Source organism: Marinobacter denitrificans, assembly GCF_008795955.1.
In the GTDB taxonomy this organism is placed as follows: Bacteria; Pseudomonadota; Gammaproteobacteria; order Pseudomonadales; family Oleiphilaceae; genus Marinobacter; species Marinobacter denitrificans.
Genome location: NZ_VMHN01000006.1, coordinates 55045 through 81284 on the forward strand (window position 1 = coordinate 55045; position 26240 = coordinate 81284).

Sequence of the window (26240 nt, forward strand, 5' to 3'; positions counted from 1 at the left end):
GACGTCAGACTAGTTTCCGCCCGCAAGTGACGTGAATGCGGCAACCGTTATACGTCGCCGTAGCGAATTCGCTCACCCAGCCAGCGACGAATCAGAGCATTGACCACGGCCGGTTGTCTCATCAGGCCCGGTGCCATTTCCCGCACCGGCTCAATCCAGCCTTTATCCCGCTCGAAATCCGCCAGGCGGAACTGCATCATGCCGGTCTGCCGTGTACCCAGCACTTCACCGGGGCCCCGTATTTCCAGATCTTTCTCGGCGATTACGAAGCCATCCTGGCTGTCCCGGAGCGCCTGTAAACGCGCCTTGCCATTCTGGGACAGTGGAGGGTGATACATAAGAACGCAGAAACTGGCTTCTTCGCCCCGGCCAACCCGGCCCCGCAGCTGATGGAGCTGAGCCAGACCCAGGCGCTCCGGATTTTCGATAATAATCAGTGAGGCGTTGGGGACATCCACGCCTACCTCGATCACCGTTGTGGCCACCAGGAGATCCAGCTCACCGTTCTTGAACTGCTCCATCACCGCTGCTTTGTCGGCAGCCTTCAGACGGCCATGAACAAGCCCCAGTTTCAGGTCTGGCAGGCGTTCCGCCAGCTCCTGGGCGGTCACTTCCGCGGCCTGGCACTGCAACGCCTCGGATTCCTCGATCAAGGTGCACACCCAGTAGGCCTGCCGACCTTCCCTGCAGGCCTTGCGGACACGATCGGTTACGTCGTCACGGCGGCTGTCGGGGATGGCGATGGTTTCAATGGGCTTACGCCCAGGCGGCAACTCGTCAATCACGGAGGTATCCAGGTCCGCATAGGCACTCATTGCCAGGGTGCGCGGGATGGGGGTTGCGGTCATGATCAGCTGGTGTGGCGCCATGGTGCCGCCAACGCCTTTCTCTCGCAGAGCCAGACGCTGATGCACCCCGAAGCGGTGTTGCTCGTCCACAATCACCAGCGCCAGCCGGTTGAAAGCCACGTCTTCCTGAAACAGCGCATGGGTGCCGATGACCACTGAGGCATTACCACTGCCAATGTCCTCCAGGGCTTCCTTGCGCGCCTTACCCTTGATCTTCCCGGACAGCCACGCCACACGGATATCGAGGGGCGTCAGCCAGCTGTGAAAGTTCTGATAATGCTGTTCAGCCAGTATTTCTGTGGGCGCCATCAGGGCAACCTGTGCCCCGGCACCAATTGCTTGCAGCGCCGCCAGGGCGGCCACCACCGTTTTTCCTGACCCCACGTCCCCCTGGACCAGTCGCAACATGGGAACCGGCTGGCTAAGATCCTGACGGATCTCGCTCATGACATGGTTCTGGGCACCCGTGAGCCTGAACGGAAGGAGGTCAAGAAAGCGCTCCGGCAGATCACCAGTGGGAAGTAGTGGCAAAGCCTCCCGCGCCTGGACCTGCTGGCGAACCTGCAGCAGGCTGAGCTGATGGGCGAGCAACTCCTCCATCACCAGCCGCTGCTGGGCCGGGTGCCGGCCTTCTACCAGCAAATGCACCGGGGCACTGGCCGGGGGTGAATGCACCAGCTCTACCGCCTCGGTTATGCCGGGCAGCTGATAGCTTGCCAATAACTCCGCTGGCAGCCAGTCGCGAATCGGATAACGTTTCAGGTACCCGAGAGCCTGCTGACACAGGCTCCGCACCCGTGGTTGCTGAATGCCTTCCGTGAGGGGATAGACCGGGGTCAGGGTGGCTTCGCCCCTGGCGGGCATTGGCGGGGGGTTCACCTGATACTCAGGATGATAGAATTCGTAACCGGCGCGCCCTGGCCGCACCTCCCCGAAACAACGAACCCGCGCGCCCTCCGTAAGCTGATTTTTCTGCGCTGCGTTGAAATGGAAAAACCGCATCACCAGAAAACCGCTGTTATCTTTCAGGGTAACCTGCAGACTGCGACGCCGCCCCATCACCAGGTCGGCCTTCATCACCTCGCCTTCCACCACACCAACATCGCCGATACGAAGGTTACCCATGGGAATAATACGGGTGCGATCCTCGTATCGATGTGGCAAGTGAAACAGCAGGTCCTGAAGCGACCCGATACCCAGTTTCGCCAGCTTTTCCGCCAGGGCGCCACCGACGCCCTTCAGAGTGGTAACCGGGATGTCTTCCAGTGACGTCATATCCTGGCTCAGGCGGTTGCGGCAGCGGTCGGGGTTTCAATTTTCGCTTTTTCGATCACCCGGCACTGGCTGGCTGCCAGTGACAGAACATCAATCGCCTTGGGACGGGGGAAAGTGACCCGCCATGCCAGTGCAACCGTGCGGAATGGCACCGGTGCTGCGAATGGCCGGACTGCCAGAATGCTCTCGTCGTATTGCATGGCGGTTGCGGCGGAAAGTGGCAATACGGTGATACCAAGGCCGGAGGCGACCATGTGGCGAATGGTTTCCAGAGAACTGCCCTCGGTAACCAGTGAGGGCGATTTGGCGCTCGGGTTGCGGGTGACTGCATCCACCAATGGCGGGCAGGACTCCAACACCTGGTCACGGAAGCAGTGGCCCGGGCCAAGCAACAGCAACTGTTCCTGCGCCAACTCTTCCGCCGTCAGGCTCTGCCGCTCGGTCAGCGGATGGTCTCCAGGCAGAAGCACCACGAAGGGCTCATCATACAGCGGTAGAGTCACCACTTCGGGCTCCTCAAACGGCAGTGCGATGATGATGGCGTCCAGCTCGGACTGGCGGAGTTTCTGGCGCAGGGTGGCGGTGTAGTTCTCCTCGATATACAGAGGCATATCTGGCGCTGCCCGCCGCAATTCAGGTAACAGATGCGGAAACAGGTAGGGCCCAATGGTATAGATTGCACCAACTTTCAAAGGGGCATTGAGCTGGTTCTTGCCATCCTGGGCCATGTCGCGGATAACACTCACCTGGTCCAGAACCCGCTGCGATTGCTCAATGATCCGCTTGCCGGTTTCGGTAACGCGGATGCTGTTTTTGCTGCGTTCGAACAGAGGAATACCCAATTCGTCTTCCAGCTTCTTGACCGCCACACTCAGGGTAGGCTGGCTGACATGGCAACGCTCGGCCGCTCGGCCAAAATGCCTTTCCCGTGCGAGGGTAACAACGTATCTTAACTCGGTGAGAGTCATGGTGGGCTCCGGTCAGATCTCATCCAGCTCAGGGTGCTCTGCAGCGCCCTGTTAATTTATTAGCCAAAGCATAAGGATTGATATTGCCTATGGCAATCACTGAACACAAGCAAAGACCGCGCATACTGGTCGCCGGTTGCGGCAAACTCGGTGGCGCTATTGCAGAAACACTGTCCGGACACGCCGAGGTTTTTGGTTTAAGACGCAATCCGGACAGGATTCCCCAGGGAGTTCATGCCCTTGGTGCAGATTTATTGGACCGGGAAGAGCTTAAATCAGTGCTACCGGCCAATCTCGACATCGTCATCTATTGCCTGACGCCCTCCAGCTACGATGAAGAGGGCTACCGTAACGCCTATGTCCGTGGCCTTGAAAATCTGGTCGCAGCGCTCGGTTCACAAACTCTCAAACGCCTGATGTTTGTCAGCAGCAGCAGTGTGTATGCCCAGAACGATGACTCCTGGGTTGACGAGTCCAGCCCCACGGAGCCTGCACGGTTCAGCGGCCAGATGGTCCTGGAAGGTGAACAGACGGCACTGAAGAGTGGCAATCCGGCAACTGCTGTGAGATTCAGTGGCATTTACGGACCTTCTCGACCACAGTTTCTCGAAGCGGTCATCAACGGCCGCATGGACCCGGCGTCCCCGGCCCCGTTCAGCAACCGGATCCACGAAGCCGATGCTGTGGCGGTGGTTTGTCACCTGGCCAACCTGGCGTTGGAAGGAAAGCCCCTCGAGACGTGTTATCTCGCCAGCGACTGCGAGCCAGTGAGGCTGGACGAAGTCGTGGCGTGGGTGCGTGAGCAGGTGCCCTGTGCAACTCCCGTGGCTGAGGCCCGCAAAGGTGGCCGCGCAGGCAGCAAGCGCTGCAGCAACAGGCGTCTGCTGGAGTCCGGGTTCGACTTTCGCTATCCGGATTTCCGGGCGGGTTACCGGGAAATGATTGCCTGGCGTAAATAGAAAAGGCGGCCTGCAGGAGGCCGCCTCATCGACTGACGGGAGATACGATCAGCTCAGCACCATCACCGCTTCCATTTCTACCGGAACGCCCTTGGGCAGGGCAGCCACGCCTACGGCAGCGCGGGCCGGGTACGGCTCCTGGAAGTAGGTGGCCATGATTTCGTTCACCGTGGCAAAGTTGCTCAGGTCTGTCATGTAGATATTGACCTTGACGATGTCCTTCAACTCGCCACCGCTGGCCTCGCAAACTGCCTTGAGGTTCTCGAATACCTGACGGGTCTTGGCAGCAAAGTCGCCTGCGACGACTTCCATGGTCTCCGGCACCAGCGGAATCTGCCCGGAGATGTAGACCGTATCGCCCGCCTTGACGGCCTGGGAGTATGTACCGATAGCCTGCGGCGCGTTTTCAGTCTGGATTACGGATTTATTGGTCATGACCTTGGAACCCTCTGTTTCAAAACGCCAATCCTCACCCCTGGGCGGCTAACCTGTCAACAAGCGGAAAGTCGCGACTCGGGCCTGCGGCTTGGGCCTGTTGATAGCCAGCTGACTCAGTGTCTCACACGGTTTATATGGGTGACCGCACGGATATTCCGGATACGCCGCATTACCCTGGCCAGGTGCTTGCGCCCGTTCACATGAACCACAAGGCTTACAATACCCAATCTGGCATTCTGCTCTTCTACGTTGATGCGTTCAATGTTGCCGTCTGCCATGGCCACTGCGTTAGCCAGCTCGGCAATCACTCCGCGCTGGCGTTCCAGCTCGACCCGGAGTTCAACAGAAAATTCGTTGGCAATGTCCTTGGCCCACTTCAGATGGGTCAGCCGCGCCCGGCTCTCGTCATCTTCTGGCAGCCGGGAGCAGGTATCCGAATGTATGACCATACCCTTCCCGGAATCCATGACACCCACCACCGGATCCCCCGGAATTGGCTTACAGCAGCTGGCAAAGCGAACCAACAGGCCCTCAGTGCCCCGTATGGTGACAGGGCTGTTGTCGGCTTTCTCCATTACGGGTGCCGATGCGACATCAGACTCATCACCCTCAGCGCTGCCACTGACCAGTTGCCTGGCAACCAGGTAGGCCATGCGATTGCCCAGGCCAATATCGCTGATGAGATCGTCGAAGCTGTCCACCTGGTTATGATTGACCACCGCCTGAACCTGATGCTCACTGATTCTGGAAAGACTGGTTCCGAAGCCCTTGAGCGACTTCTTGAGCAGGGTTCTACCAAGCTCCAGGGACTCGGTGCGCTTCTGGTTCTTGAGTACGTGGCGAATGCTGCTGCGCGCTTTACCGGTGACCACGAAACTGAGCCAGGCAGGGTTCGGCCGGGCTCCCGGCGCGGTAATGATTTCCACCGTCTGGCCGCTTTGCAGGGGCTGGCTCAGTGAGCCCAGCGTGCGATTGATGCGGCAGGCCACGCAGGCATTACCAATATCGGTGTGTATGGCATAGGCAAAGTCCACAGGGGTGGCCCCGCTTGGCAACTCCATGATCTTGCCCTTGGGCGTGAACACATAGATTTCATCCGGGAACAAATCCACCTTTACGTGTTCGATAAATTCCAGCGAATCGTCCGCCCGCTCCCGCATTTCCATCAGGCCCTTCACCCAGCGATCGACCCGTGACTGGTTAACGCTGGTCACATTGGAGGGCTCGTTCTTGTACATCCAGTGCGCCGCAATACCATTGTTGGCAATGTGCTCCATCTCCTCGGTGCGGATCTGGATTTCAATATTCACGTGCATGCCGAACAGGGTGGTATGCAGCGACTGGTAGCCATTGGCCTTGGGCATGGCAATGTAGTCCTTGAAACGCCCCGGCAGCGGCTTGTAGAGGCTGTGCACAGCGCCAAGGATTCGGTAACAGTCGTCTTCGGTGTCTGTGATGATCCGGAAGGCGTACACATCCATGATTTCATGGAAGGACTTCTGCTTGAACTTCATCTTGTTGTAGATGCTGTTCAGGTGTTTTTCCCGGCCCAGGATCCGCCCCGGCAGACTGCGCTCTTCGAGCTTCTCCTGCAGTTTGCCCCGGATGTCGTCAATAATCTCCCGGTGACTGCCCCTCAGCTTTGCCACTGCCTTGGAGATGTATTTCGAGCGCATCGGGTACAGCGAGGCAAATCCCAGATCTTCCAGTTCGGTACAGATCGAGTGCATGCCCAGGCGGTTGGCAATCGGAGCGTAGATATCGAGGGTTTCGTTAGCGATGCGCTGGCGTTTCTCGTAGGGCATGGGGCCGAGGGTGCGCATGTTATGCAGGCGGTCCGCCAGTTTGACCAGTATCACCCGGATGTCCCGCGCCATGGCCAGAGTCATTTTCTGGAAGTTCTCGGCCTGGGCCTCGGCACGAGTACGAAATTCAATCTGGGTCAGCTTGCTGACGCCGTCCACCAGTTCTGCCACGTCTTCACCAAACTGCTCCGCCAGCGCATCCTTGGGAATGCCGGTGTCTTCAATGACATCGTGGAGCATGGCCGCCATCAGGCTCTGGTGGTCCAGCTTCAGGCCGGCGAGGATATGTGCAACCGCCAGCGGGTGGGTAATGTAACGGTCACCGCTTTTGCGCATCTGCCCTTCATGGGCCTGTTCGGCATAATAGTAGGCTCTTCGCACCTGATTGATGCGATTGGTATCAAGATAGGTACTTAGCTCACTGGCCAGCACATCAACCGTTGCCTCTGCCGACACCGCGCCTCCGTGGGAATACTGAATTTCAGGGATAAAAAAACCCGAATGCATGCATTCGGGTCCTTCCGACGTACGTCCGGTAATGCCTATAGATACACTATAAAACCGCAGTACCAGATTTCAATGCTTTCGACGGGTTAACAGAAAATATTCCCGTCTATCGCACCCTACTCGTCGTCATCCTCAGTGAGAAGATCACGGCTGATCTTGCCTTCGGCAATTTCGCGCAGGGCGATAACGGTTGGCTTATCGTTCTCTTCGGCAACCAGTGGCTCGAAACCCTTGGTTGCGATCTGGCGGGCGCGTTTGGTGGCCAGCATAACCAGCTGGAACCGGTTATCAACGTGTTCAAGGCAATCTTCAACGGTAACTCGTGCCATAACTTCCCCGACAATAGCAATAATGACTGATTTCAGCAGACCGCGTAGTTTAATCTTCCTGGTTCAATTTGTATACAGGCAAAGCATCGGGATCAACCATCCGACAGCCTGGCCAGCAACCCGGAGTGCCTCACCTGCTGTGTCTGCATTCTTAATCGCTGGCTGCGGACAACCGCCAACAGATCGCCCAGAGCAATACTGAAATCGTCGTTGACCACCAGATAGTCGAACTCCAGGGCATGACTGCACTCGTCCGAAGCCTCTTTCAGGCGACGCTCCACCACTTCAGGTGCATCGGTACCGCGACCTGTCAGCCGCTCTTTCAGTGCTTCCTGGGATGGCGGCACAATGAAAATACTGACGCAGCCAGGCATCAGCCGGCGGATTTGTTCTGCCCCCTGCCAGTCAATCTCCAGGATGACGTCCTTCCCCCTCGCCAGTGTCTGGTTCACCCAGACCTGAGAGGTACCGTAGTAATTCCCGAAAACATCCGCGTGCTCCAGGAAATCCCCCCGGGCAATCATCGCCTCGAATTCATCGCGGCTGACAAAGTGATAGTTCACACCATCCTGCTCACCCGTACGCATGGGGCGGGTGGTGTGTGAAACGGACACGCAGAGCTGTGCGTCCTGTTCGAGCATGGCCGCCACCAGGCTGGTTTTCCCCGCCCCTGATGGTGCGGAAATAACATACAGCGTACCCTGCTCAGCTGCCTGACTCATGGTGCAAAAACTCCGAACCCTGACTGGTTTACAGCGGCAGCTTAGCGTCGACCGCCACAACTGCAGCAACAAGGCGTGCGATTATACGGCGTTTGCTCGCCTGTCGCACCCGTGCAAGGAGGATGGCAACTGACGCTGGGTGAGTTCAGTCGTGCCAGACACAACGGTTACGCCCCTGATCCTTGGCCAGGTAAAGGCGATGGTCAGCAATTTCCAGCAGCCGGCCCACCTCCACCTCGTTGTTTCCTGGCACAGCACTGGCGACCCCCATACTGACGGTGACATGAGGCGCGACTTCCGAATGGCTGTGGGGAATGGCTAACGCATTGACGTCGTGGCGTATGCGCTGGGCGACAGCCCGCGCCCCGTCCAGGTCAGTACCGGGAAGCACACAGACAAACTCCTCCCCGCCATAGCGCGCCACAATATCGGTGGGACGGGTCAAGGCGCCACTCAGCGCCCGGGCCACCGAGCGCAGACAGTCATCCCCTATGGCATGGCCGTAGTTGTCGTTGAAGGGCTTGAAATAGTCGATATCAATGAAAATCAACGACAGCGGCTGCTTCCGGTCTGCCGCCTGGTACCAGCATTTTTCCAGGAATTCGTCGAAAAAACGCCGGTTCGGGATGCCGGTCAGGCCGTCGATGGTGGATATCTGGTGCAACGCGTCCCGTTGATCCAGCCCCTTCTGGAAGGCCTGCATAAGATTGTCCAGCTCCCGTACCAGGCGCCCCAGCTCATCCCGTCGGGAATGGGGAGTATTGGGCCTGGGCCACTTCCCCGGCTGCTTCAGGCTCACGGCGGCAATGGCGCGGTAAATACTCAGCAGGGGGCGGGTGATCAGAAAGTGAAACACCAACACTACCAGCACGGCAATGCTCAACGCCTCGACAACTCCCAGCAGGAACAGCCGTCGCCCACGCTGGACATAAGACTCGCCAATCGCTGCTGTGGAGAGTACCAGCCGAAGCTCACCAACCGGCAACGGATCGGGGGTCCGGGAGACGGAATAGTTCAGTGACTTCTGGTAGTGGGTGACTCCACTGAACAATGCCTGCAGGAGCATCCCCGCCTCCTCGCTGGATTCGTCGCCCTTCTCCATCAATACCCGACCGAAGTCATCGCGCAGGGAAACATAACGGACACTGCGGTAATTGTAGAGACCTTCAACCACCTGATTGGCCAGATCCGGGTTGAGCTGGAAGGCGGCTTCCGCGGCAGACGCTTCAACCAGGTTCAGCAAGCGCTCAAAATCTTCCCGGGTTTCTGCACGCACCACCCGGGCATCCGACACCAATTGAAAGATCCCGGTGCCCGCACTCAGCAGCAGGGCAATAATAAACGTCACCAGGGCTTGTCGGGTGGTGATACTGTGCCAGCGGGTTATTTTTGGGTCTTTTTCTTCCGGTTTCATTCACCGTTCCCCAGAATCTGCTGCCGTATCTGAAGGTAACGCCCTTCCTCTTTCACTTCTGTCAGCCGGGCTTGCAGTTGGTCCAGGAAACTCGCCGGGATGGATTTGTGACAAGCAAGGTATATCTCGCTACGTCGAAAGGTAAACAGCCTTTCCAGCCGAACCCCGGCGTTGCCCGCCACGGTCTCGGCCACGTCCGGGCCTGTCACCCAGACGTCAATGAGCCCGGAGGTCAGGCGTTTGAGGTTTTCGCTGTCCCGGGAAGCATTGACTACCTCAACGCCATGCTTTGCTACATAAATACTGATGGCATCCTCGTGGAAACTCCCGACCCTCAGACCCTTCAGTTCTTCCAGACTGGTTGCCTCGATGCTGCGCTCCGGCAGGGCGAAGGCGGCCCATTCCGTCTTCACCAGTGGTCCCACCCATTGGAACATCGGCTCCCTTTCGGCGGTGCGCGCAGTGGAGTACACGCAGTTACCGGGCCGCAGCCTGGCTTCGCTGAAGGCCCTTGCCCAGGGCACCAGCAGAAATCTCACGGGGCGGTCTATTGAGGCCAGCGCTTCCTGCAACAGCCTGGTGGAAATGCCGTCTATCTCACCCTGGTCGTTGATAAAGCTATAGGGCGGGTATTCTTCCGTGTAGAAGGTGATGGGCTCAGCCGCCTGGGCGTGCCCCCAGCCCCACAAAGCGAGAGTGAGGAAAAGCAGGAACCCCATCCGGTAGCGGCAAATCAGGCGCTGCATACCTCCCTCCTCATTCAATTGGCGGTATCGCGCCCTGGGCGCGAAGGTCGTCAAGTATCTGCTGCAAACGCTCAACAACGGCAGGATCGGTATCGCCGTTGATGGCAAAGTACAGCGGGTCTTCAGACAGGACATAGACAGTCTCGAAATGGTCCGGGTCATGCCCGTGTTTCCTCAGCAGCCAGTGCGCTACATCCTCACCGTAGGCCCACAGGCTGACCCGGTTAGCGACCAGCATATTCATCGCGCTCTCGTTATTCACCGCCGCGTGCATGCGGGCAGGACTGACGCCGGCTTCCAGCAATTTCTGGGCGCCTATGTCCTCACCGATGACCACCATACTGAACTTACCGCTTTGTAGTGCCTCCAGGTTGGCTATCGAGATATTGCTGTCTTTCCTGGCCAGCAGCACCACGCGCCCCGCCGCCAGAGGCCCCACCCACTGAAACAGGTCCTCGCGGGCACTGGTACGGGTAGTCGAAAACAGCACAGTGTCGGGTGTCAGCAAGGTGGTGTCATAGCCCCTGGCCCAGGGCAGCACCTGGATATCGGTGGCTTCCGTACTGGCCCCCGAGTGGTGAAGCATGGCCTCCAGAATCCTGACGGATGACCCCTTCAGCTCACCTTCATCCAGGTAATTGTATGGAGGGTAGTTCTCCGTTATGAAGGTGAGCCGATCCAGATCGGAGGCGGCTCCATGAAGAGGGCCGAAGAATAGAATCACCAGCAGGCAACGCCAAAGCTTTGTCATGGGCAGTTACTTCAGTACAGCACAACGTGTGGCTTGTTATTGGTATGTACCTGGCTGCTACCAGGAACACGTTTTTGCTATCGTCAAGTTAGCACATGCCCGGAATTCTGCACGGGTTCCCTGCAAGCACTCTACTCCAGGTTCTGCACCTGCTCGCGCATCTGCTCAATGAGCACTTTCAGATCGACGGCGGCCCTGGTCACCCGGGCATCGATGCTTTTGCTGCTGAGTGTGTTGGCTTCGCGGTTCAGCTCCTGCATCAAGAAATCCAGCCGCCGGCCAATGGCATCGTCGCCCTGCAGGGTTTCGGAGACTTCAGTGATGTGGGCGTCCAGCCGGTCCAGCTCTTCGGCCACGTCGCTTTTCTGGGCCAGCATGACCATTTCCTGGGCAATGCGATCCGGGTCAATTTCCACCTTCGCCTGCTCAAAGCGATTTTTCAAATGCTCTTCCTGGGCACGAATCAGCTCCGGCATGCGCTCGCGCACCTCGTCGACCAGTTTGCCCATGGTGGCCAGCCGGTCTTCAAACAACGGCCGTAAACGTTCCCCTTCCCGCTCCCTCACCGTTACCAGCTCGCTCACCGTGCGCTCGAACAGCTCTCCCGCTGCCCTGCGAGCCGGGCCGTAATCCTGTTCGGTAGAGGCCAGCACGCCGGGCCACCTGAGAATGTCCAGGGCACTGATGTGCGCCGGGTTATCCAGCATCTTGTTGATGTGATTCGCCGCCTCATTCACCGCATGGGCCACATCCTCGTCGATCTCGAAGCCCTGGGAGGCAGCTTCCCGCGTCTGCAGGCGAATGGCTACATCCACCTTGCCCCGGCGCAGCTGTTTACGCAGCTGCTCGCGGAAACTGTTTTCCAGTTCCCGGAGCGCCTCGGGCAGTCGGAAGGACGGCTCCAGGTAACGGTGGTTGACCGTGCGAATCTCGCAGGTGAGCGTGCCCCAGTCCTCCTGGGTATCCTGGCGGGCAAAGGCCGTCATACTTCTGATCATGGTAACTCCGCGTCGGCAAAGTAGCAGGAACTTCAGTTTAGCAGGGTCACTGCCCGCACAGCGAACAGGTGCCCTGAACTGCGTGTTATACTCCGCAATCTTTCGATATTGCAATCGACCGGGACACTAACCCGGACACTCACTACTGATACCAGGAATGACTATGAGACCGAGCGGAAGAACGCCGGAACAATCCAGAGATATTCGCATTACGCGCCACTACACCCGCCACGCCGAAGGGTCCGTGCTGGTAGAATTCGGCGACACCAAAGTGATCTGCACCGCCTCCATCGAGAACAAGGTTCCGCCCTTCCTGCGCGGTGAAGGCAAAGGCTGGATCACTGCCGAATACGGCATGCTACCCCGCTCCACAGGCAGCCGCATGGGCCGGGAAGCGGCACGTGGCAAACAGGGTGGCCGTACCGTGGAAATCCAGCGCCTGATCGGCCGCTCCCTACGCGCCGCGGTGGACCTGAGCGCCCTGGGTGAGCATTCCATCACCATCGACTGTGACGTTATCCAGGCTGACGGCGGCACCCGCACAGCGGCGATTACTGGTGGCTGCGTGGCGCTCGTGGATGCACTGAATCACCTGGTCAAAGAAGGCCGGCTGAAGAAGTCACCGCTGAAGCAGATGGTGGCGGCGTTTTCTGTGGGTGTTTACAAAGGTACGCCGGTTCTGGATCTGGATTACCCGGAAGACTCCGAAGCCGAGACTGACATGAATGTGATCATGACGGACCAGGGCGGCTTTATTGAGATTCAGGGAACAGCGGAAGGTGCGCCGTTTGACCAGGAAGAGCTGGACGGCATGCTGAAGCTGGCGAAGTTGGGTATCAATCAGTTATTTGAGGCTCAGAAGGCGGCTTTGGCGGGTTAAGGTGCTACCTTTCCGCGTGTCCGGAGGGAATCTCTTTTCCGGACACGCTACAAGCACATCCCTGTGCGCTCGAATCAAAAGCCAATCTCTATGTCGTAATCCATAATCACCGGCGCGTGATCGGAGAAGCGTGTGCTGTCGTCAATCCAGCCATCCTGGATGGTCTTGCGGATACCCGGTGTCAGAAGCTGATAGTCCACTCGGATGCCGGCGCTCTTGCGGGATCCCTCGGCCTGCTCTGGCCACCAGGTGAACTGGTTGCTCTGCTTGTTGATATCACGGAACGCATCAACACAGCCCATTTCATCAAACAGGCGGTCCAGCCATGCCCGTTCGTGGGGCAGGAAGCCGGAGAAATCCAGTTTGTGATACAGGGGGCTGGCGTCAGTCACGTGGTGAGCTGTCTGCAGGTTGGCACAGAAGATAAACTGACGGCGTTTGCGCAGGGTTTTCTGCATATGGAGGCCGAAAGCCTCCATAAAGTCGTCCTTGTGATCGAGCACGGTCAGGTCGTCGTCGCCAATCAACTCCTCTTCCCGCCCGAGGGCACACGGGGAGAGAACACAGGCAACCGACACCTTGTCGAAATCCGCCTGGATAAAGCGGCCTTCACGGTCGGCCTGTTCATTGGCAAAGCCGTACATGATGGCTTTGGGGAAATGACGGGTGTAGATGCCTACACCGCCGTCCTCGTTCCGCTCGCCATCGATGAAGTAGGCTTCGTAGCCCTCCGGGATGAGGTTGTAGTCCTCAATCTCGTAGGCCCGCATGCGGTGGTCCTGAACGCAGACCACGTCAGCGTCCTGCCTGGCCAGCCATTCAAAGAAACCTTTTTCAACAGCCTGGGCCAGGCCGTTGACGCTGATTGTTACTACCCGCATACGTGTTCCCTGATTCGGTTTGTGTGTATGATACCGGTTTTACGCGTTAATTAAAGATCCACACCCGCCAGAAGCCCTGTCATGCACGACTATCAGCAACAGTTTATTGAATTTGCCATTCGCCGGAATGTTCTTCGTTTCGGCGAATTTACGCTCAAATCCGGCCGTACCAGCCCCTACTTTTTTAATGCAGGACTGTTCAACACCGGGGAGGACCTGCTTGAGTTAAGCAAGGCCTATGCCGCCGCCCTGCAACGCAGCGGGCTGAATTATGACATTATTTTCGGCCCTGCCTATAAGGGCATACCGTTGGCGACCGTAACCGCGATGGCGCTGGCGGCGGATGGTGAGAACAAACCCTTTGCCTTCAATCGCAAGGAGAAGAAGGACCACGGGGAAGGCGGCAATATTGTCGGCGCTGCGTTGCAGGGCAACGTGCTGATTGTTGACGATGTTATCACTGCCGGCACGGCGATCCGGGAGTCCATTGAGATTATTCGAGGCGCAGGCGCAACCCCGGCCGGGGTGTTGATTGCCCTGGATCGACAGGAACGAGGCGCAGGCGAGCTCTCTGCAATACAGGAAGTGAAAAAGGAATTCGGCATCCCGGTGGTCAGCATTATCACTCTCGACCAGGTGCTTGATTACCTGAAAAACAGGCCCGGCTTCGACGAACATGCCCAGAAGGTTGCAGCATACCGGGATGAGTACGGCGTCTGAAACCGGGCATGGTTTATCTCCCAGCTTTTGTTATGCTTCTTGCTGACAAAACTCGTTTTTAGCGGAGCACCAGTCCATCACCATGAACCGTCTGACCAGGTTTTCAATCGCTGTATCTGCCGCGGCCGCATTGATGGCGGCCACCATTGCAGAAGCCAGGATGTACCGTTACACGGATGAAAACGGCCAGGTTGTCATCAGCAACACCATTCCCCAGGAAGCCTCCAAGAGAGGCTACGATATCCTCAGCAAAAATGGTCGCGTCATTGAGACAATTGACCCCGAACCTACGGAAGAAGAAATAGCCGCCAGAGAAGCGGAAGAAAAGCGCAAGGCCGAAGAAGCACAGCAGCGGGAGCTGGATCGAAAGCTACTGGAACGCTTCAGCCACCCCGACGAAGCGGTACGTGCAATGCACAGAAAAATCCGCGAACTTCAGGGGCTGAACCAGCTTAAAAGAGGCAATATTTCTGTCATCGACAGCCAACTGGACAGTGAGCAGAGTCGGGCAGCGAACCTTGAACGCTCCGGCCGCGACATTCCGGAAGCCACACTTGAGAAGTTACGGCGACTGGAGGCACAGATCCGGGATATCGAACGGGAAATCACCTCTCAAAATGCCGACATCAAGGCTTTGCGGGAACAGTTTGAACGAGATATCGAACGGCTGGAAGAAATAACGGGGAAGGAAAGAACCGTCCCGCTGGACCCGGATGAAGCAGAGAAATAACAGCCAGGCACCCGATCCGACCAGACACAAAAAAGGTCACCCACTGAGGTGACCTTTTTCTTACGGAGCTTCCGTCTGCGAATCAGGCAGTGGCGGAAGTTTTCTTGGCCGTACCGCTGCTCTTGCGGGCGGTCGTTTTGCGTGCAGCCGGCTTGTTAGCCTGGGCAGTAGCCTTGGTTGACTGGGCAACGCTGGTCACTTCGTCCGCTGCGTCGGAAACTGCATCAGCACCTTCTGCAGCTTCTTTTTCCAGCTTGGCAACCAGATCGGCCGCGAAGCTCCCAACACGGCTATTCAGGTTACGCAGCTGGTCAAACAGGCTTTCACTGTAGTCATAGTAGCGGGTACGCAGGTTCTTGACGCTGTACTCGCGCGCTTCTGATTCCAGCTTTTCAGCGTATTCAAAAGGCTTGGAGGACAGCTTCTTCTGCTGTTCTTCAGCGGCGTTAATGCCCTTCTCTACGATGTCCTGAAGTTGTTCCTGATAACTCTTGAGTTTACCCATGATGGATCTCCTTAGGTTGTGGATGCATAGCGTTGAAAAGTTGCATCGTCTCGGCCAGCGAATCTGCACCGACTTGTGATTACAGGAGCCACACTACGGCTTAAAATTAGAATGTTCATACTAAACCCGATTCTTTTCGTTATTTCGATATGCCAACTGCTCACTTGATGATTTTTTCTGTTTGGGCATAATTTGCGCCGACTATCGTATGAAGAGACACACCATGGAAGGAAAGAAAATCAATCAGCGAACTGTTGGCACGGCGCCATTCCGCACAATGCTCGCATTGGGACTGCTCTTGTCGGGATTGACCGGCTGCCAGGAAGACTCCGGAGCCTCGCGGGCAGCCTCCAGCGAAGCCAATGAGGTATCGGCGAAGCGCCTTGATCATGCCATCTCTTCTTTTCGCGACACCCTGGGGCAGCCTGGGAAGAATTCCGGCGCTACTGGCGAAAAGTCCCTGCCCCCCAAAGCCTTGCGCTGGGAAGCTCCGCTCGCCAGGGAAGACGGGTCCCGCCTCTATTCAAGCGACATAAATGGCTATCGGATCTATTACCGGCTGCGCCATGAGAAAAAATTTGGTGTAATTCAACTGCCGGGCAACGCCAACACGGAATACCCGCTGGACACCTTCCCTGCTGGCGCTTACGAGTTCAGCATCACCACGATTGATGGAAATGGCCTCGAAAGCCGGCGCTCCGATGCCGTCGTGGTTGACCTGATCTGAACCGTTACCAACTGAAAATAACCCAGCTGGGCACCAGCATGTCGGTGTCGCTCTCACGGATCCAGCCACCGCCATCAGCAGGTACCAGGTAGTACTCGGGCCCCACCTCCGGTACGACCTTGATTTCCATGAGCTGGCCGTTCACCCGGTATTCATAGAACACTTCGTTGTCACCGGGGCGGATGACGATCTGGGGCCCATCAGCAGAAGGCTGGTAGTCGGATACCACCAATGGTTCCTGCGGTGTCTGAACAACGTCGCTGTCCTCCATGCCTTCCTGTGCCGCCACAGGCCCCCATAGCACTCCCAACACAAGACCTGAGCAGGCGATACGCTTCATTTTCATGTTACTCTTCCATTCAGTTTAAGGACGCTCAAAGCCGCCCTGACACTACGAATCAATGCCATCGTACTGTCAGAGTTGCACAAGCCATTCAACGCTTCAATCAGAATCCGGATCCGTTTTGATATGACACAACAACAGACTCCACCCGTGGTTCTTGTCGACGGTTCGTCGTACCTTTTCCGCGCCTATCACGCCCTGCCCCCCCTGATGACCAGCAAAGGACACCCAACGGGCGCCATCAAGGGCGTTATCAGCATGATCCGGAAGCTTGAACAGGACTTTCCCGGCTCGAAAATGGTGGTGGTGTTCGACGCCAAGGGCAAGACCTTCCGCAATGACCTGTACGAGGACTACAAGGCGACCCGGCCACCAATGCCTGACGACCTGGCCGTACAGATCCAGCCGATCCATGACATGGTTCGCGCCATGGGATTGCCACTGCTGATTGTCAGCGGGGTGGAAGCCGACGACGTTATCGGCACCCTGGCAGACGAGGCCACCAGCAAAGGCATTGATGTGGTGGTATCCACCGGCGACAAGGACATGGCACAACTGGTGAGCGACCACGTTACCCTGATCAATACCATGACAGACACGCGCATGGACCGCGACGGTGTGGTGGAGAAATTCGGCATTGCACCGGAACAGATTGTGGATTACCTGGCGCTAGTGGGGGACAAGGTAGACAACATCCCCGGGGTAAACAAATGCGGCCCGAAAACCGCCGTTAAATGGCTACAGACCTGGAATAACCTGGACGACATTATCGAGCACGCCGATGAAGTGAAGGGCAAGATAGGGGAGTATCTCCGGGATGCCAAAGAGACCCTGCCGCTTAGCCGCGAACTGGCCACCATCAAAACCGATGTTGACCTGGAGTTCGGACTGGAAGACCTCGAGCTTAGAAATCAGGACGACGCCGCGCTGCTTGAACTGTTCCGGGAGTACGAGCTGCGCTCCTGGATTGCGGAGCTCGAGGCCAGCGAAAGCAGTGGCGCTGCCAATCAGGAAGCGGGCAATACCGCCAGCGACACACAGCCCGCCCCGAAAACAACCCGCTACTCCGTGGTCACCGACCAGGCCGAGCTGGACGCGTGGATTGAGCGACTCCGCAAGGCCCCCTTGTTTGCCTTCGACACTGAAACCACCAGCCTGCGCTACATGGATGCGGAAGTCGTTGGCGTCTCCTTTGCTATCGAAGCTGGCGAAGCCGCCTATGTTCCTTTCGGCCACGACTATATGGGTGCGCCGGAACAACTGGAACGGGAGAGCGTACTGGGGCAGTTGAAACCACTGCTGCAGGACCCGAAAAGAGCCAAACTCGGCCAGAATCTCAAGTACGACAAGAACGTACTGGCCAACCATGGCATCAGCCTCGAAGGCATTGCCGAAGACACCATGCTGGAGTCCTACGTGCTCAATTCAGTGGGTTCACGTCACGACATGGATTCGCTGGCCATGCAGTACCTGGGGGAGAAGACCATCACCTTCGAATCCATCGCCGGCAAAGGTGCCAAACAGCTGACCTTCAACCAGATTGACCTGGAACAGGCCGGCCCTTACGCCGCCGAAGATGCAGACATCACGCTGCGCCTGCACCAGGTGCTGCGCCCGCAACTGGAGAAAACCGGCCGCCTTAGAGAGGTGTATGAAAACATCGACCTGCCACTGGTACCGGTGCTCTCCAGAATGGAGCAAAGGGGCGCCATGATCAGCGCCAGCACTCTGCGCAAACACAGCCAGGAACTGGCGGAGCGGATGGCAGAGCTTGAGAAGGAGGCCCACGAAGAAGCCGGTGAAGCCTTCAACCTGGGCTCCCCCAAACAACTACAAGCCATCTTCTACGAGAAGATGGGGCTGCCCGTGGTCAAGAAAACCCCGAAAGGCGCCCCCTCCACGGCCGAACCGGTACTTCAGGAACTGGCTCATGAACACGCCCTGCCCCGGCTGATCCTGGAGCACCGCAGCCTGAGCAAGCTCAAGTCCACCTACACCGACACCCTGCCGGAGCTGATCCATCACCGCACCGGCCGGATTCACACCTCCTACCATCAGGCGGTGACGGCCACCGGCCGGCTGTCATCGTCGGAGCCCAATTTGCAGAACATCCCCATCCGCAGCGAACAGGGGCGCCGTATCCGCCAGGCATTCGTGGCGCCGGTGGGCTATAAACTGGTGGCGGCGGACTACTCCCAGATTGAACTGCGGATCATGGCTCATCTGTCTGGCGACAAGGGCCTGCTGACTGCTTTCGAGAAGGGCGAGGACATCCACCGGGCAACGGCGGCGGAAGTGTTTGGTGTCGCCGTAGAGGAGGTTTCCGCTGATCAGCGCCGCAGCGCCAAAGCCATCAACTTCGGACTTATCTACGGCATGTCGGCCTTTGGCCTCGCCCGTCAGCTGGATGTAGGCCGCACCCAGGCCCAGGAATACATCGACCGTTATTTCGAGCGTTATCCCGGGGTTCTGCGGTATATGGACAACATCCGCAAGCAGGCACACGAGGATGGGTATGTTGAAACCCTGTTCGGCCGCCGCCTTTACCTGCCGGAGATCAATGCCCGCAACAAGCAGATGCAACAGGCCGCAGAGCGCACCGCCATCAACGCGCCCATGCAGGGTACCGCAGCCGATATTATCAAGCGGGCAATGGTCAGCGTGGAAGACTGGCTGCTGGACAATCATGGGGATGATGCCCGGATGATCCTGCAGGTGCACGACGAACTGATCCTTGAAGTGCGAGAGGCGGCCGTAGACAAAATTCGCGAAGGCCTGGAGCAGCGCATGTCAGCCGCAGCGACTCTGGACGTTCCGCTGTTGGTGGAAGCCGGGGTCGGCAACAATTGGGACGAGGCACACTAGTCCACCCTGCCGCGCTCCGCTTTGGGGCGCAGCCTTACAAAAACGCCCTGTTTGCGACCATTGGTTGCAGGCCGAACCGCATAGCCACGCCTTTCACAAGACGGCACGAAATTCGCTTGGTAACAGAGTGTCGGCTCCTGCCTGAGCGGGCAGGAGCCAGGTTGTGACACATCTTTCCCGAGGCCGTTACCATGACATCTCTGGCATCTCAAAGAAGCTGGCTATTGAACCCCGGCCTGCTGAAACTGGTCCACCAGTGCCGACGTCTGATTCACACCGAATTCGGAGTCAAACTGCATCTCACGGAAGAGCACCTGGAACAGCAACTGGCAGACTACGCCCGCAAAACGCGCTCCAGCCAACTCTCCCGCACATGGGCAACATTGACCGAGCAGGTGCCTCACCTCAGAATGGCAGAGCCTGAAGAACACGATGAGGAGGCTGACGAGCGAAGCTATCGTGGACAGTCCATCGCGGCGGAAGAAACGCCCCGGCCACAGCGATCCAAGCGAATCTATCGTGGCCAGGTGGTCGGCTGACCGGTAACGCCGGTCAGCCCTGGAGAGGGAGTATCAGAACGATTTGCTGACCTGGACACCGGCGCTCCAGGCGTCGAGTTCGTAGGTGCCCTGATAACGCGCCGCACCCGGCATCGGCTCATCGTTGACGTCATAGTTCTGTTCATCGACGTCCTGATCATCAAACAGCAACACGCCAGCCGCCACGTCAACAGTCCAGCCGGAACTGGCGTCTGCATACTGCGCACCGAGGGTCAGCCAGTCACGGTCGCCTGACGGAATTCGCGCAGTTCGGAAATCGTCGTTCACCGGCGACTCGTCCCAGGCGTAGCCCGCCTTGAAGGCCCATTCTGGCGTGGCTTGCCAGATAGCACCGATATTGGCTTGCCAGGTATCTTTCCAGTTCTCAGACACGTGAGCAATCAGGCGCTCATCGCCCAGCCCCGGCCCTGCCTGGGAAGAAACCGCACCGTTATCTTCACGGCTGACGATATCCAGAGCCTCAAAGCGGCTCCACTTCGCCCAGGTCGCCCCTGCCAGGAGCGTTACCGTATCGGTTATCCGGTGACGAGCCCCAAAGGTGATACTTTCCGGAATTTCCAGGGGAACTGTCGCCTTTTCGGTGACCGTGGACTGTTCGAAAGTGATGCCGCCCGGGCCGAGACCGCCCTGGGGGTAATTGCGGATTTCCGCCTCGCCATCAAGCTCCAGCTCGGCTCCGGTCTGAGCAGAGATGCCAAACTGCGTTCGCTCGGAAACCTCCCACAGCATCCCGAAGGCAAAGGTGAGTGCAACATCGTCCCCGTCAACATCCGCGTATCCGTCATCCAGGGTTCCCGGGGGCAGACCAAAGCGAGCTTCGGTGCCACTGTAATCCTGAAACTTGGTAAGTTTGCCCTCGGCATAAATAACGTTGACACCCGCCCCTATGGACAACCCATTGCCATCATTGACGGCGATGGACGGGCTGAATGCGATGGCGGTCAGTTCGGTCTCGTCAGCGAAAAAGCGGCCCTTGAAATCATTCTCATAGTCACCTGCCAGGCCATAGGGCGCGTGTAGCCCAAAGCCCACATCGAGCCAGTCGTTCACTTCATGGGTCATATACAGATTCGGGAGCGCTGCCATGTCGGCGATATCACCGCCATTACCACCGCTAACAGGACGACCGTCGTCACGCACAGCCTGGCCAGTGCCTTCTTTGAGTTCCGCATCGATATCAAGCGCTGCGACACCAAACGAAAGGTTGGTGCCAGACAGCTGGCTCATACCGGCCGGGTTGAAGAAGACTGTCGTGGCGTTCTCAGGGTTCGCTGCCGTCCCGGCATTCGCAACCCCCATGGCGCTGGCGCTTTGTTCATTCAGCGAAAAGCCGCCCGCCATGACGCTCGCCGGTGCAGCAGCGGCGAGGGCGGCAAAACGGATAGCAGAGTAAAGGTTGGATTTTTTGTTACGCATAAGTCCTCCGGATGACGTTGCCGGGAAGTATACGCACCATGGACCAACGGTCTCAATTGCCAATCCTAATGGTTAACAGGCCTAACCGTTTAATACTAAAGTCTAATTTGGCGACATATCGGTCAATCGTCCTGAATCGACAGCTTGTCAACACTTGAGGCCAGCTTGTCAGCACCCTGGGAATCAGCACCCAGTTTGATCATCAGACGCAGGTCGTTGGCCGAGTCAGCGTGGGCCAGCGCGTCTTCATAGGTAATGGAACCCTCGGCATAGAGTGTATAAAGCGCCTGATCAAACGTGCGCATGCCGGTTTCGTTCGACTTGGACATCAACTCCTTGAGCCGATGCACTTCACCTTTGCGAATCAGGTCCGCAACCAGCGGGGTGTTGATCAGCACTTCGATAACCGCTTTCCGCCCCTGTCCGTCCGGGGTGGGGATCAACTGCTGGGCCACGATGGCTTTGAGGTTCAGGGAAAGGTCCATCCAGATCTGGTTGTGCTGCTCTGGCGGGAAGAACTGGATAATCCGGTCCAGTGCCTGGTTGGCGTTGTTGGCGTGCAGGGTGGCCAGGCACAGGTGGCCGGTTTCGGCAAACTGTACCGAGTACTCCATGGTCTGACGGGTACGCACCTCACCAATGAGGATAACGTCTGGCGCCTGGCGCAATGTGTTCTTGAGCGCCACTTCAAAGCTTTCGGTATCGATGCCCACTTCCCGCTGGGTGACGATGCAGCCCTGATGCTGGTGGACGAATTCGATGGGGTCCTCAATGGAAATGATATGACCCCGGCTGTTGCGGTTGCGGTGGCCCAGCATGGCCGCCAGTGACGTGGACTTACCGGTACCGGTGGCACCCACAAACATGATCAGGCCACGCTTGGTCATGGCCAGTTCCTTGATCACCTCTGGCAAAGCGAGATCATCAATCTGCGGAATTTTCACCTCAATCCGCCGCAGTACCATGCCGCAGAGGTTACGCTGGAAGAAGGCGCTGACCCGGAAACGGCCAATACCGCGGGCGCTGATGGCAAAGTTACATTCGTGGCTTTCATCGAATTCGGCGCGCTGCTTGTCGTTCATCGAGCCGTACACAAACTCTCGCGTCTGCTCCGGGGTCAGCGCGTTCTTGGTGACTGGAAGCACCTTGCCGTTCACCTTCATGGAAGGCGGCACACCCGCGGTTATAAAAAGGTCAGAGCCGCCTTTCTCCACCATCAAACGGAGCAGTTTTTCGAATTCCATGATCATCTACCTGTGTTTCTGGCTTTCGGTGCCCAGGTGTTGGGCAGGAGCTGTTCCAGGGCACGCTGTGAATACGTCCATGTACGCTCGACAAAAACATCCATGTTTTTGACGTCCCTGGAACAGCTCCTGCCCAACACCCCCGAACAGTGTGCCAAGCCTTCTAAGGGATCTAGAAATTATCCGGCATTTTCGCCTTCATTCTCGCAGCCTCGCGAGAGATAAGGCCTTTCTTCAAAAGCTTCTCGAGACACTGGTCCAGGGTCGTCATGCCCAGGGAACCACCGGTCTGGATGGCCGAGTACATCTGCGCAATCTTGTCCTCGCGGATCAGGTTACGGATCGCCGAGGTACCAATCATGATTTCATGGGCCGCAATCCGGCCGCCGCCCATTTTTTTCATCAGGGTCTGGGAGATAACCGCCTGTAGTGACTCCGACAGCATGGAACGGACCATGGATTTTTCTTCCGCAGGGAACACGTCCACCACCCGGTCAATGGTTTTCGCCGCCGAGGTGGTGTGCAGGGTGCCGAATACCAGGTGGCCCGTTTCCGCGGCCGTGAGGGCCAGACGGATGGTCTCCAGGTCCCGCAGCTCGCCTACCAGGATGATATCCGGGTCTTCCCGCAGTGCCGAGCGCAGGGCTTCGTTAAAGCCCAGGGTGTCACGATGCACTTCCCGCTGGTTGAGCAGGCATTTTTTGGATTCGTGTACGAATTCGATGGGGTCCTCAATGGTGAGGATGTGTTCGTAACGGCTGTCGTTGATATAGTCGATCATTGCCGCCAGCGTTGTGGACTTACCGGAGCCGGTAGGGCCAGTAACCAGCACCAGGCCGCGAGGTACCGATGCGATATCCTTGAACACCTGGCCCATGCCCAGGTCCTCCATGGTCAAAACCTTGGAGGGGATGGTCCGGAACACGGCGCCGGCCCCCCGGTTCTGGTTGAACGCATTGACACGGAAGCGGGCAACCCCCGGAACCTCGAAAGAAAAGTCGGTTTCCAGAAACTCTTCGTAATCCTTACGCTGCTTGTCATTCATGATGTCGTAGATCAGCCCGTGGACTTCTTTATGCTCCATGGGCGGAAGATTGATACGGCGAACATCGCCATCAACACGGATCATCGGAGGGAGGCCGGCCGAAAGGTGCAAGTCTGATGCGCCCTGTTTGGCCGAAAAGGCAAGCAGTTCAGTAATATCCATAGGGGTCCTCGGAAGGCGTTTTTCTTTTATCCCGGTATGCGCCGGCTTCCGGCAGCAGGCCCCGAACAGCTTCACTTGGCATTTCAGTGACCTGCGGGTAACGTGTCACTCTATCAGTGACAGACCGGAGTCGGCGGATTCGCACTATGAGCAGCATAGCAGACAACATCGGGAGCGTAACCCGACGCATACAAAAAGCAACATTGAAGGCAGGCCGTAAGGCAAACTCGGTGCATCTGCTGGCTGTAAGCAAGAAAAGGCCTGCGGAAGACCTTCGTACCGCCTTCGACGCGGGCCAGCGTGCGTTTGGTGAAAGCTATGTCCAGGAAGCACTGGACAAGATGGAAGCGCTGACCGATCTGGACACGATTGAGTGGCACTTCATCGGCCCTGTCCAGTCCAACAAGACCCGCCAGATCGCCGAAGCCTTTGACTGGGTGCACAGTGTCGATCGCCTCAAGATTGCTCATCGGCTGAATGAGCAACGGGACACTGGCCTACCGCCGCTGAACATCTGCCTGCAGGTAAACATCAATAAAGAAGACTCCAAGTCCGGCTGCGCACTGGAAGACCTCACCGAACTGGCAGACGCCATTGAAGAGATGCCCAATCTCTCACTCAGGGGCCTGATGGCGATTCCGGATCCGGACCAGCCAGAGGCGGAATTGCGATCAAGCTTTCGCAAACTGGCCAATGCCCTGAAGAAACTCCGGCAGGAAGCACCGGCCTCAGGTCCCCTGGACACTCTGTCCATGGGCATGTCCGACGACCTGGAAATGGCCATAGAGGAGGGCTCTACCTGGGTCAGGGTTGGGACTGCCCTGTTCGGCCCCAGGTAAGCGGAGGCTGACCGGCCCAGTTCCTGTTATCATCACCAGCAGATCGACAATTGACCCTACGGATCCAAATGCGGAGTGAACCTTGAGCACATCACCAACGATTTCCTTTATCGGCGCAGGCAACATGGCCCGCGCCATTATCGGTGGCATGCTGGACAGCGGCTTCAAGGCCGCCAACATCTGGGTAAGCGCCCCCGATGACAACCACCTTCAGTCTATCCGCAAGCAATTTGGCGTCAGCGTTACCACCGACAACCGCTACTGCGCCCAGCAGGCGGATATGGTGGTTCTGGCCGTCAAGCCACAGGTAATGGCGGATGTTTGCTCGGATATCGCACCAGTGGTGCAGAATACCCGCCCGCTGATGGTGTCCATCGCTGCAGGGCTTGAAGCATCCACTCTGGACGAATGGCTGGGTGGCGGCCTTCCGCTGGTGCGGGTGATGCCCAACACACCCTCGCTGGTGGGCAAGGGCGCGGCGGGTCTCTATGCCAACGCCGAGGTTAAAGACAAACAGAAAGCCATGGTGGAGTCGGTCTTCAACAGCATAGGGTCCGCCATGTGGGTGGAGGATGAATCCCTCCTGCATGCGGTCACAGCCCTGTCCGGCAGCGGCCCTGCGTACTTCTTCCTGATGCTGGAAGCCCTCGAGGAAGCGGCGAGTGAGGCGGGCATAGCCAGCGAAACCGCCCGTGCCCTGGCCATCCAAACTATGGCGGGAGCCGCCGAAATGGCCGGCCGCAGTGAGCATGATCCGGGCCAGCTCAAGCGCAATGTCATGTCTCCCGGCGGAACCACAGAACAGGCCATCCGCACCTTTGAAGAGGGCGGCCTCAGGGACCTGGTAAAAAAAGCCTATTCCGCAGCCTACAAGCGCTCCGGGGAAATGGCTAAAGAACTTGGCAAAAAACAGTAACCGATAACGGGAGACACGGCTTCATGCTGGCTGACATTCTGATCACCATTCTGCTCATTGCCTCAACCTTTTACCTTACGGTTGTGCTGCTGCGTTTTCTGCTGCAACTGGCAAGGGCCGATTTCTACAACCCGATCTCGCAGTTTGCGGTCAAGGCCACCAACCCTCTGCTGCGCCCACTGCGCCGCTTCATTCCTGGCTGGGGTGGCATTGACGGTGCCGCGCTGGTGCTGGCAGTCATCATTCAGGCCATCACCTTTTTCCTGATCCTGGTTGCTCTGAACGGCGGCATCCCGGCCATCAACCCGCTCACCCTCCTGAGCTGGTCAATACTCAACGTGCTGGACCTGATCGTAAAAATCTACTTCTGGTCCGTCATCGCCGTGGTCGTGGTCAGCTGGATCGCTCCGCAAAGCAACCACCCCGCTATTCAACTGGTGGCCCAGATTACAGAACCGGTCATGCGGCCCGTGCGTAGCGTTATGCCATCACTGGGCGGGCTGGACCTGTCCCCCATCATCGTCTTCCTGATCCTCAATGTGATTTCCGTGGTGATCGATCATATGAAGATTGCCGCAGGCATGGGATCCATCGTAGGAATGTAGACTGGCTCGCAAAATCACAATCCGTTACACATCCGGACAATA

The 26240-nt window shown here is 57.7% G+C and carries 26 protein-coding genes; 10 read left to right on the forward strand and 16 right to left on the reverse strand.

The features are described from left to right. Nucleotides 1–47: 47 nt before the first annotated feature. Nucleotides 48–2123, reverse strand: a complete 2076-nt coding sequence (recG, locus tag FO268_RS16105; protein ID WP_150994287.1) for an ATP-dependent DNA helicase RecG — start codon at nt 2121–2123, stop codon at nt 48–50. An 8-nt stretch (nt 2124–2131) separates the two neighbouring features. Then, a complete protein-coding gene (locus FO268_RS16110; RefSeq protein WP_150994288.1) occupies nt 2132–3091 on the reverse strand; it encodes a hydrogen peroxide-inducible genes activator in 960 nt (319 codons plus the stop codon). A gap of 89 nt (nt 3092–3180) precedes the next feature. On the opposite strand from FO268_RS16110, the gene FO268_RS16115 reads away from it, so the two are divergent. Further along, nucleotides 3181–4050, forward strand: a complete 870-nt coding sequence (locus FO268_RS16115) for an NAD-dependent epimerase/dehydratase family protein (protein ID WP_150994289.1) — start codon at nt 3181–3183, stop codon at nt 4048–4050. Between the two features lie 48 nt (nt 4051–4098). Here FO268_RS16115 and FO268_RS16120 read toward each other — a convergent pair whose 3' ends face one another. The 8 genes from FO268_RS16120 to FO268_RS16155 all read right to left on the reverse strand — a co-directional run bounded on the left by FO268_RS16120 (nt 4099) and on the right by FO268_RS16155 (nt 11760). Further along, nucleotides 4099–4485, reverse strand: a complete 387-nt coding sequence (locus tag FO268_RS16120) for a RidA family protein (protein ID WP_027830811.1) — start codon at nt 4483–4485, stop codon at nt 4099–4101. Nucleotides 4486–4601: 116 nt separating this feature from the next. After that, on the reverse strand, nt 4602–6749 hold the full coding sequence (locus FO268_RS16125) for a RelA/SpoT family protein (RefSeq protein ID WP_150994402.1): 2148 nt from the start codon (nt 6747–6749) through the stop codon (nt 4602–4604). 167 nt (nt 6750–6916) lie between these two features. After that, nucleotides 6917–7129, reverse strand: a complete 213-nt coding sequence (gene rpoZ, locus FO268_RS16130) for a DNA-directed RNA polymerase subunit omega (RefSeq protein ID WP_036203173.1) — start codon at nt 7127–7129, stop codon at nt 6917–6919. A 92-nt stretch (nt 7130–7221) separates the two neighbouring features. Continuing rightward, nucleotides 7222–7851: a guanylate kinase gene (gmk, locus tag FO268_RS16135; RefSeq protein ID WP_150994290.1), complete on the reverse strand. Its 630-nt coding sequence runs from the start codon at nt 7849–7851 to the stop codon at nt 7222–7224. A gap of 145 nt (nt 7852–7996) precedes the next feature. Continuing rightward, the gene (locus FO268_RS16140; protein ID WP_150994291.1) at nt 7997–9265 is read right to left on the reverse strand and encodes a GGDEF domain-containing protein; all 1269 of its coding nucleotides are present in this window, start codon (nt 9263–9265) and stop codon (nt 7997–7999) included. Continuing rightward, nucleotides 9262–10011, reverse strand: coding sequence for a substrate-binding periplasmic protein (locus FO268_RS16145; protein ID WP_191966978.1), 750 nt, complete (start codon nt 10009–10011; stop codon nt 9262–9264). Before FO268_RS16145 ends, FO268_RS16140 begins: the two co-directional genes overlap by 4 nt. 10 nt (nt 10012–10021) lie before the next feature. Beyond that, complete coding sequence (locus tag FO268_RS16150; RefSeq protein ID WP_150994293.1) at nt 10022–10762, reverse strand: substrate-binding periplasmic protein; 741 nt, start codon at nt 10760–10762, stop codon at nt 10022–10024. Between the two features lie 131 nt (nt 10763–10893). After that, nucleotides 10894–11760: a YicC/YloC family endoribonuclease gene (locus FO268_RS16155; protein ID WP_150994294.1), complete on the reverse strand. Its 867-nt coding sequence runs from the start codon at nt 11758–11760 to the stop codon at nt 10894–10896. 163 nt (nt 11761–11923) lie between these two features. Here FO268_RS16155 and rph point away from each other — a divergent pair, with 163 nt between their 5' ends. After that, nucleotides 11924–12640 carry a ribonuclease PH gene (gene rph, locus FO268_RS16160; protein ID WP_150994295.1) on the forward strand — a complete coding sequence of 239 codons (717 nt, stop codon included), beginning with the start codon at nt 11924–11926 and terminating at the stop codon, nt 12638–12640. Nucleotides 12641–12714: 74 nt separating this feature from the next. On the opposite strand, the gene FO268_RS16165 is transcribed toward rph, so the two are convergent. Continuing rightward, the gene (locus FO268_RS16165; RefSeq protein ID WP_150994296.1) at nt 12715–13521 is read right to left on the reverse strand and encodes an exodeoxyribonuclease III; all 807 of its coding nucleotides are present in this window, start codon (nt 13519–13521) and stop codon (nt 12715–12717) included. 81 nt (nt 13522–13602) lie between these two features. Here FO268_RS16165 and pyrE point away from each other — a divergent pair, with 81 nt between their 5' ends. Beyond that, entirely contained in the window at nt 13603–14241 is a 639-nt protein-coding gene (gene pyrE / locus FO268_RS16170; protein WP_150994297.1) for an orotate phosphoribosyltransferase, read from the forward strand. 82 nt (nt 14242–14323) lie between these two features. Then, nucleotides 14324–14971 (forward strand): DUF4124 domain-containing protein, encoded by a 648-nt coding sequence (locus FO268_RS16175; RefSeq protein ID WP_150994298.1) that lies wholly within the window; start codon nt 14324–14326, stop codon nt 14969–14971. 82 nt (nt 14972–15053) lie between these two features. Here the strand turns inward: FO268_RS16175 and FO268_RS16180 are convergent, their stop codons facing one another. Further along, nucleotides 15054–15476 carry a hypothetical protein gene (locus tag FO268_RS16180; protein WP_150994299.1) on the reverse strand — a complete coding sequence of 141 codons (423 nt, stop codon included), beginning with the start codon at nt 15474–15476 and terminating at the stop codon, nt 15054–15056. Nucleotides 15477–15699: 223 nt separating this feature from the next. Here FO268_RS16180 and FO268_RS16185 point away from each other — a divergent pair, with 223 nt between their 5' ends. Then, nucleotides 15700–16203 carry a fibronectin type III domain-containing protein gene (locus FO268_RS16185; protein WP_150994300.1) on the forward strand — a complete coding sequence of 168 codons (504 nt, stop codon included), beginning with the start codon at nt 15700–15702 and terminating at the stop codon, nt 16201–16203. A gap of 4 nt (nt 16204–16207) precedes the next feature. On the opposite strand, the gene FO268_RS16190 is transcribed toward FO268_RS16185, so the two are convergent. After that, on the reverse strand, nt 16208–16543 hold the full coding sequence (locus FO268_RS16190; RefSeq protein WP_150994403.1) for a DUF2782 domain-containing protein: 336 nt from the start codon (nt 16541–16543) through the stop codon (nt 16208–16210). Between the two features lie 129 nt (nt 16544–16672). Between FO268_RS16190 and polA the strand changes: the two genes are divergently transcribed. Continuing rightward, nucleotides 16673–19411 (forward strand): DNA polymerase I, encoded by a 2739-nt coding sequence (gene polA / locus FO268_RS16195; RefSeq protein WP_150994301.1) that lies wholly within the window; start codon nt 16673–16675, stop codon nt 19409–19411. Between the two features lie 191 nt (nt 19412–19602). Further along, complete coding sequence (locus FO268_RS16200; RefSeq protein ID WP_150994302.1) at nt 19603–19950, forward strand: hypothetical protein; 348 nt, start codon at nt 19603–19605, stop codon at nt 19948–19950. Nucleotides 19951–19983: 33 nt separating this feature from the next. On the opposite strand, the gene FO268_RS16205 is transcribed toward FO268_RS16200, so the two are convergent. From FO268_RS16205 to FO268_RS16215, 3 genes are all read right to left on the reverse strand, one after another. Continuing rightward, nucleotides 19984–21387, reverse strand: coding sequence for an OmpP1/FadL family transporter (locus FO268_RS16205; RefSeq protein WP_150994303.1), 1404 nt, complete (start codon nt 21385–21387; stop codon nt 19984–19986). A gap of 122 nt (nt 21388–21509) precedes the next feature. After that, nucleotides 21510–22631, reverse strand: coding sequence for a PilT/PilU family type 4a pilus ATPase (locus FO268_RS16210; RefSeq protein ID WP_150994304.1), 1122 nt, complete (start codon nt 22629–22631; stop codon nt 21510–21512). A 172-nt stretch (nt 22632–22803) separates the two neighbouring features. Further along, on the reverse strand, nt 22804–23838 hold the full coding sequence (locus FO268_RS16215; protein WP_007154266.1) for a type IV pilus twitching motility protein PilT: 1035 nt from the start codon (nt 23836–23838) through the stop codon (nt 22804–22806). Between the two features lie 146 nt (nt 23839–23984). Here FO268_RS16215 and FO268_RS16220 point away from each other — a divergent pair, with 146 nt between their 5' ends. The 3 genes from FO268_RS16220 to FO268_RS16230 all read left to right on the forward strand — a co-directional run bounded on the left by FO268_RS16220 (nt 23985) and on the right by FO268_RS16230 (nt 26198). Further along, nucleotides 23985–24677: a YggS family pyridoxal phosphate-dependent enzyme gene (locus FO268_RS16220; protein ID WP_150994305.1), complete on the forward strand. Its 693-nt coding sequence runs from the start codon at nt 23985–23987 to the stop codon at nt 24675–24677. Nucleotides 24678–24759: 82 nt separating this feature from the next. Further along, the gene (proC, locus tag FO268_RS16225; RefSeq protein WP_150994306.1) at nt 24760–25593 is read left to right on the forward strand and encodes a pyrroline-5-carboxylate reductase; all 834 of its coding nucleotides are present in this window, start codon (nt 24760–24762) and stop codon (nt 25591–25593) included. Nucleotides 25594–25616: 23 nt separating this feature from the next. Beyond that, nucleotides 25617–26198, forward strand: coding sequence for a YggT family protein (locus FO268_RS16230; protein WP_150994307.1), 582 nt, complete (start codon nt 25617–25619; stop codon nt 26196–26198). Nucleotides 26199–26240 lie beyond the last annotated feature (42 nt).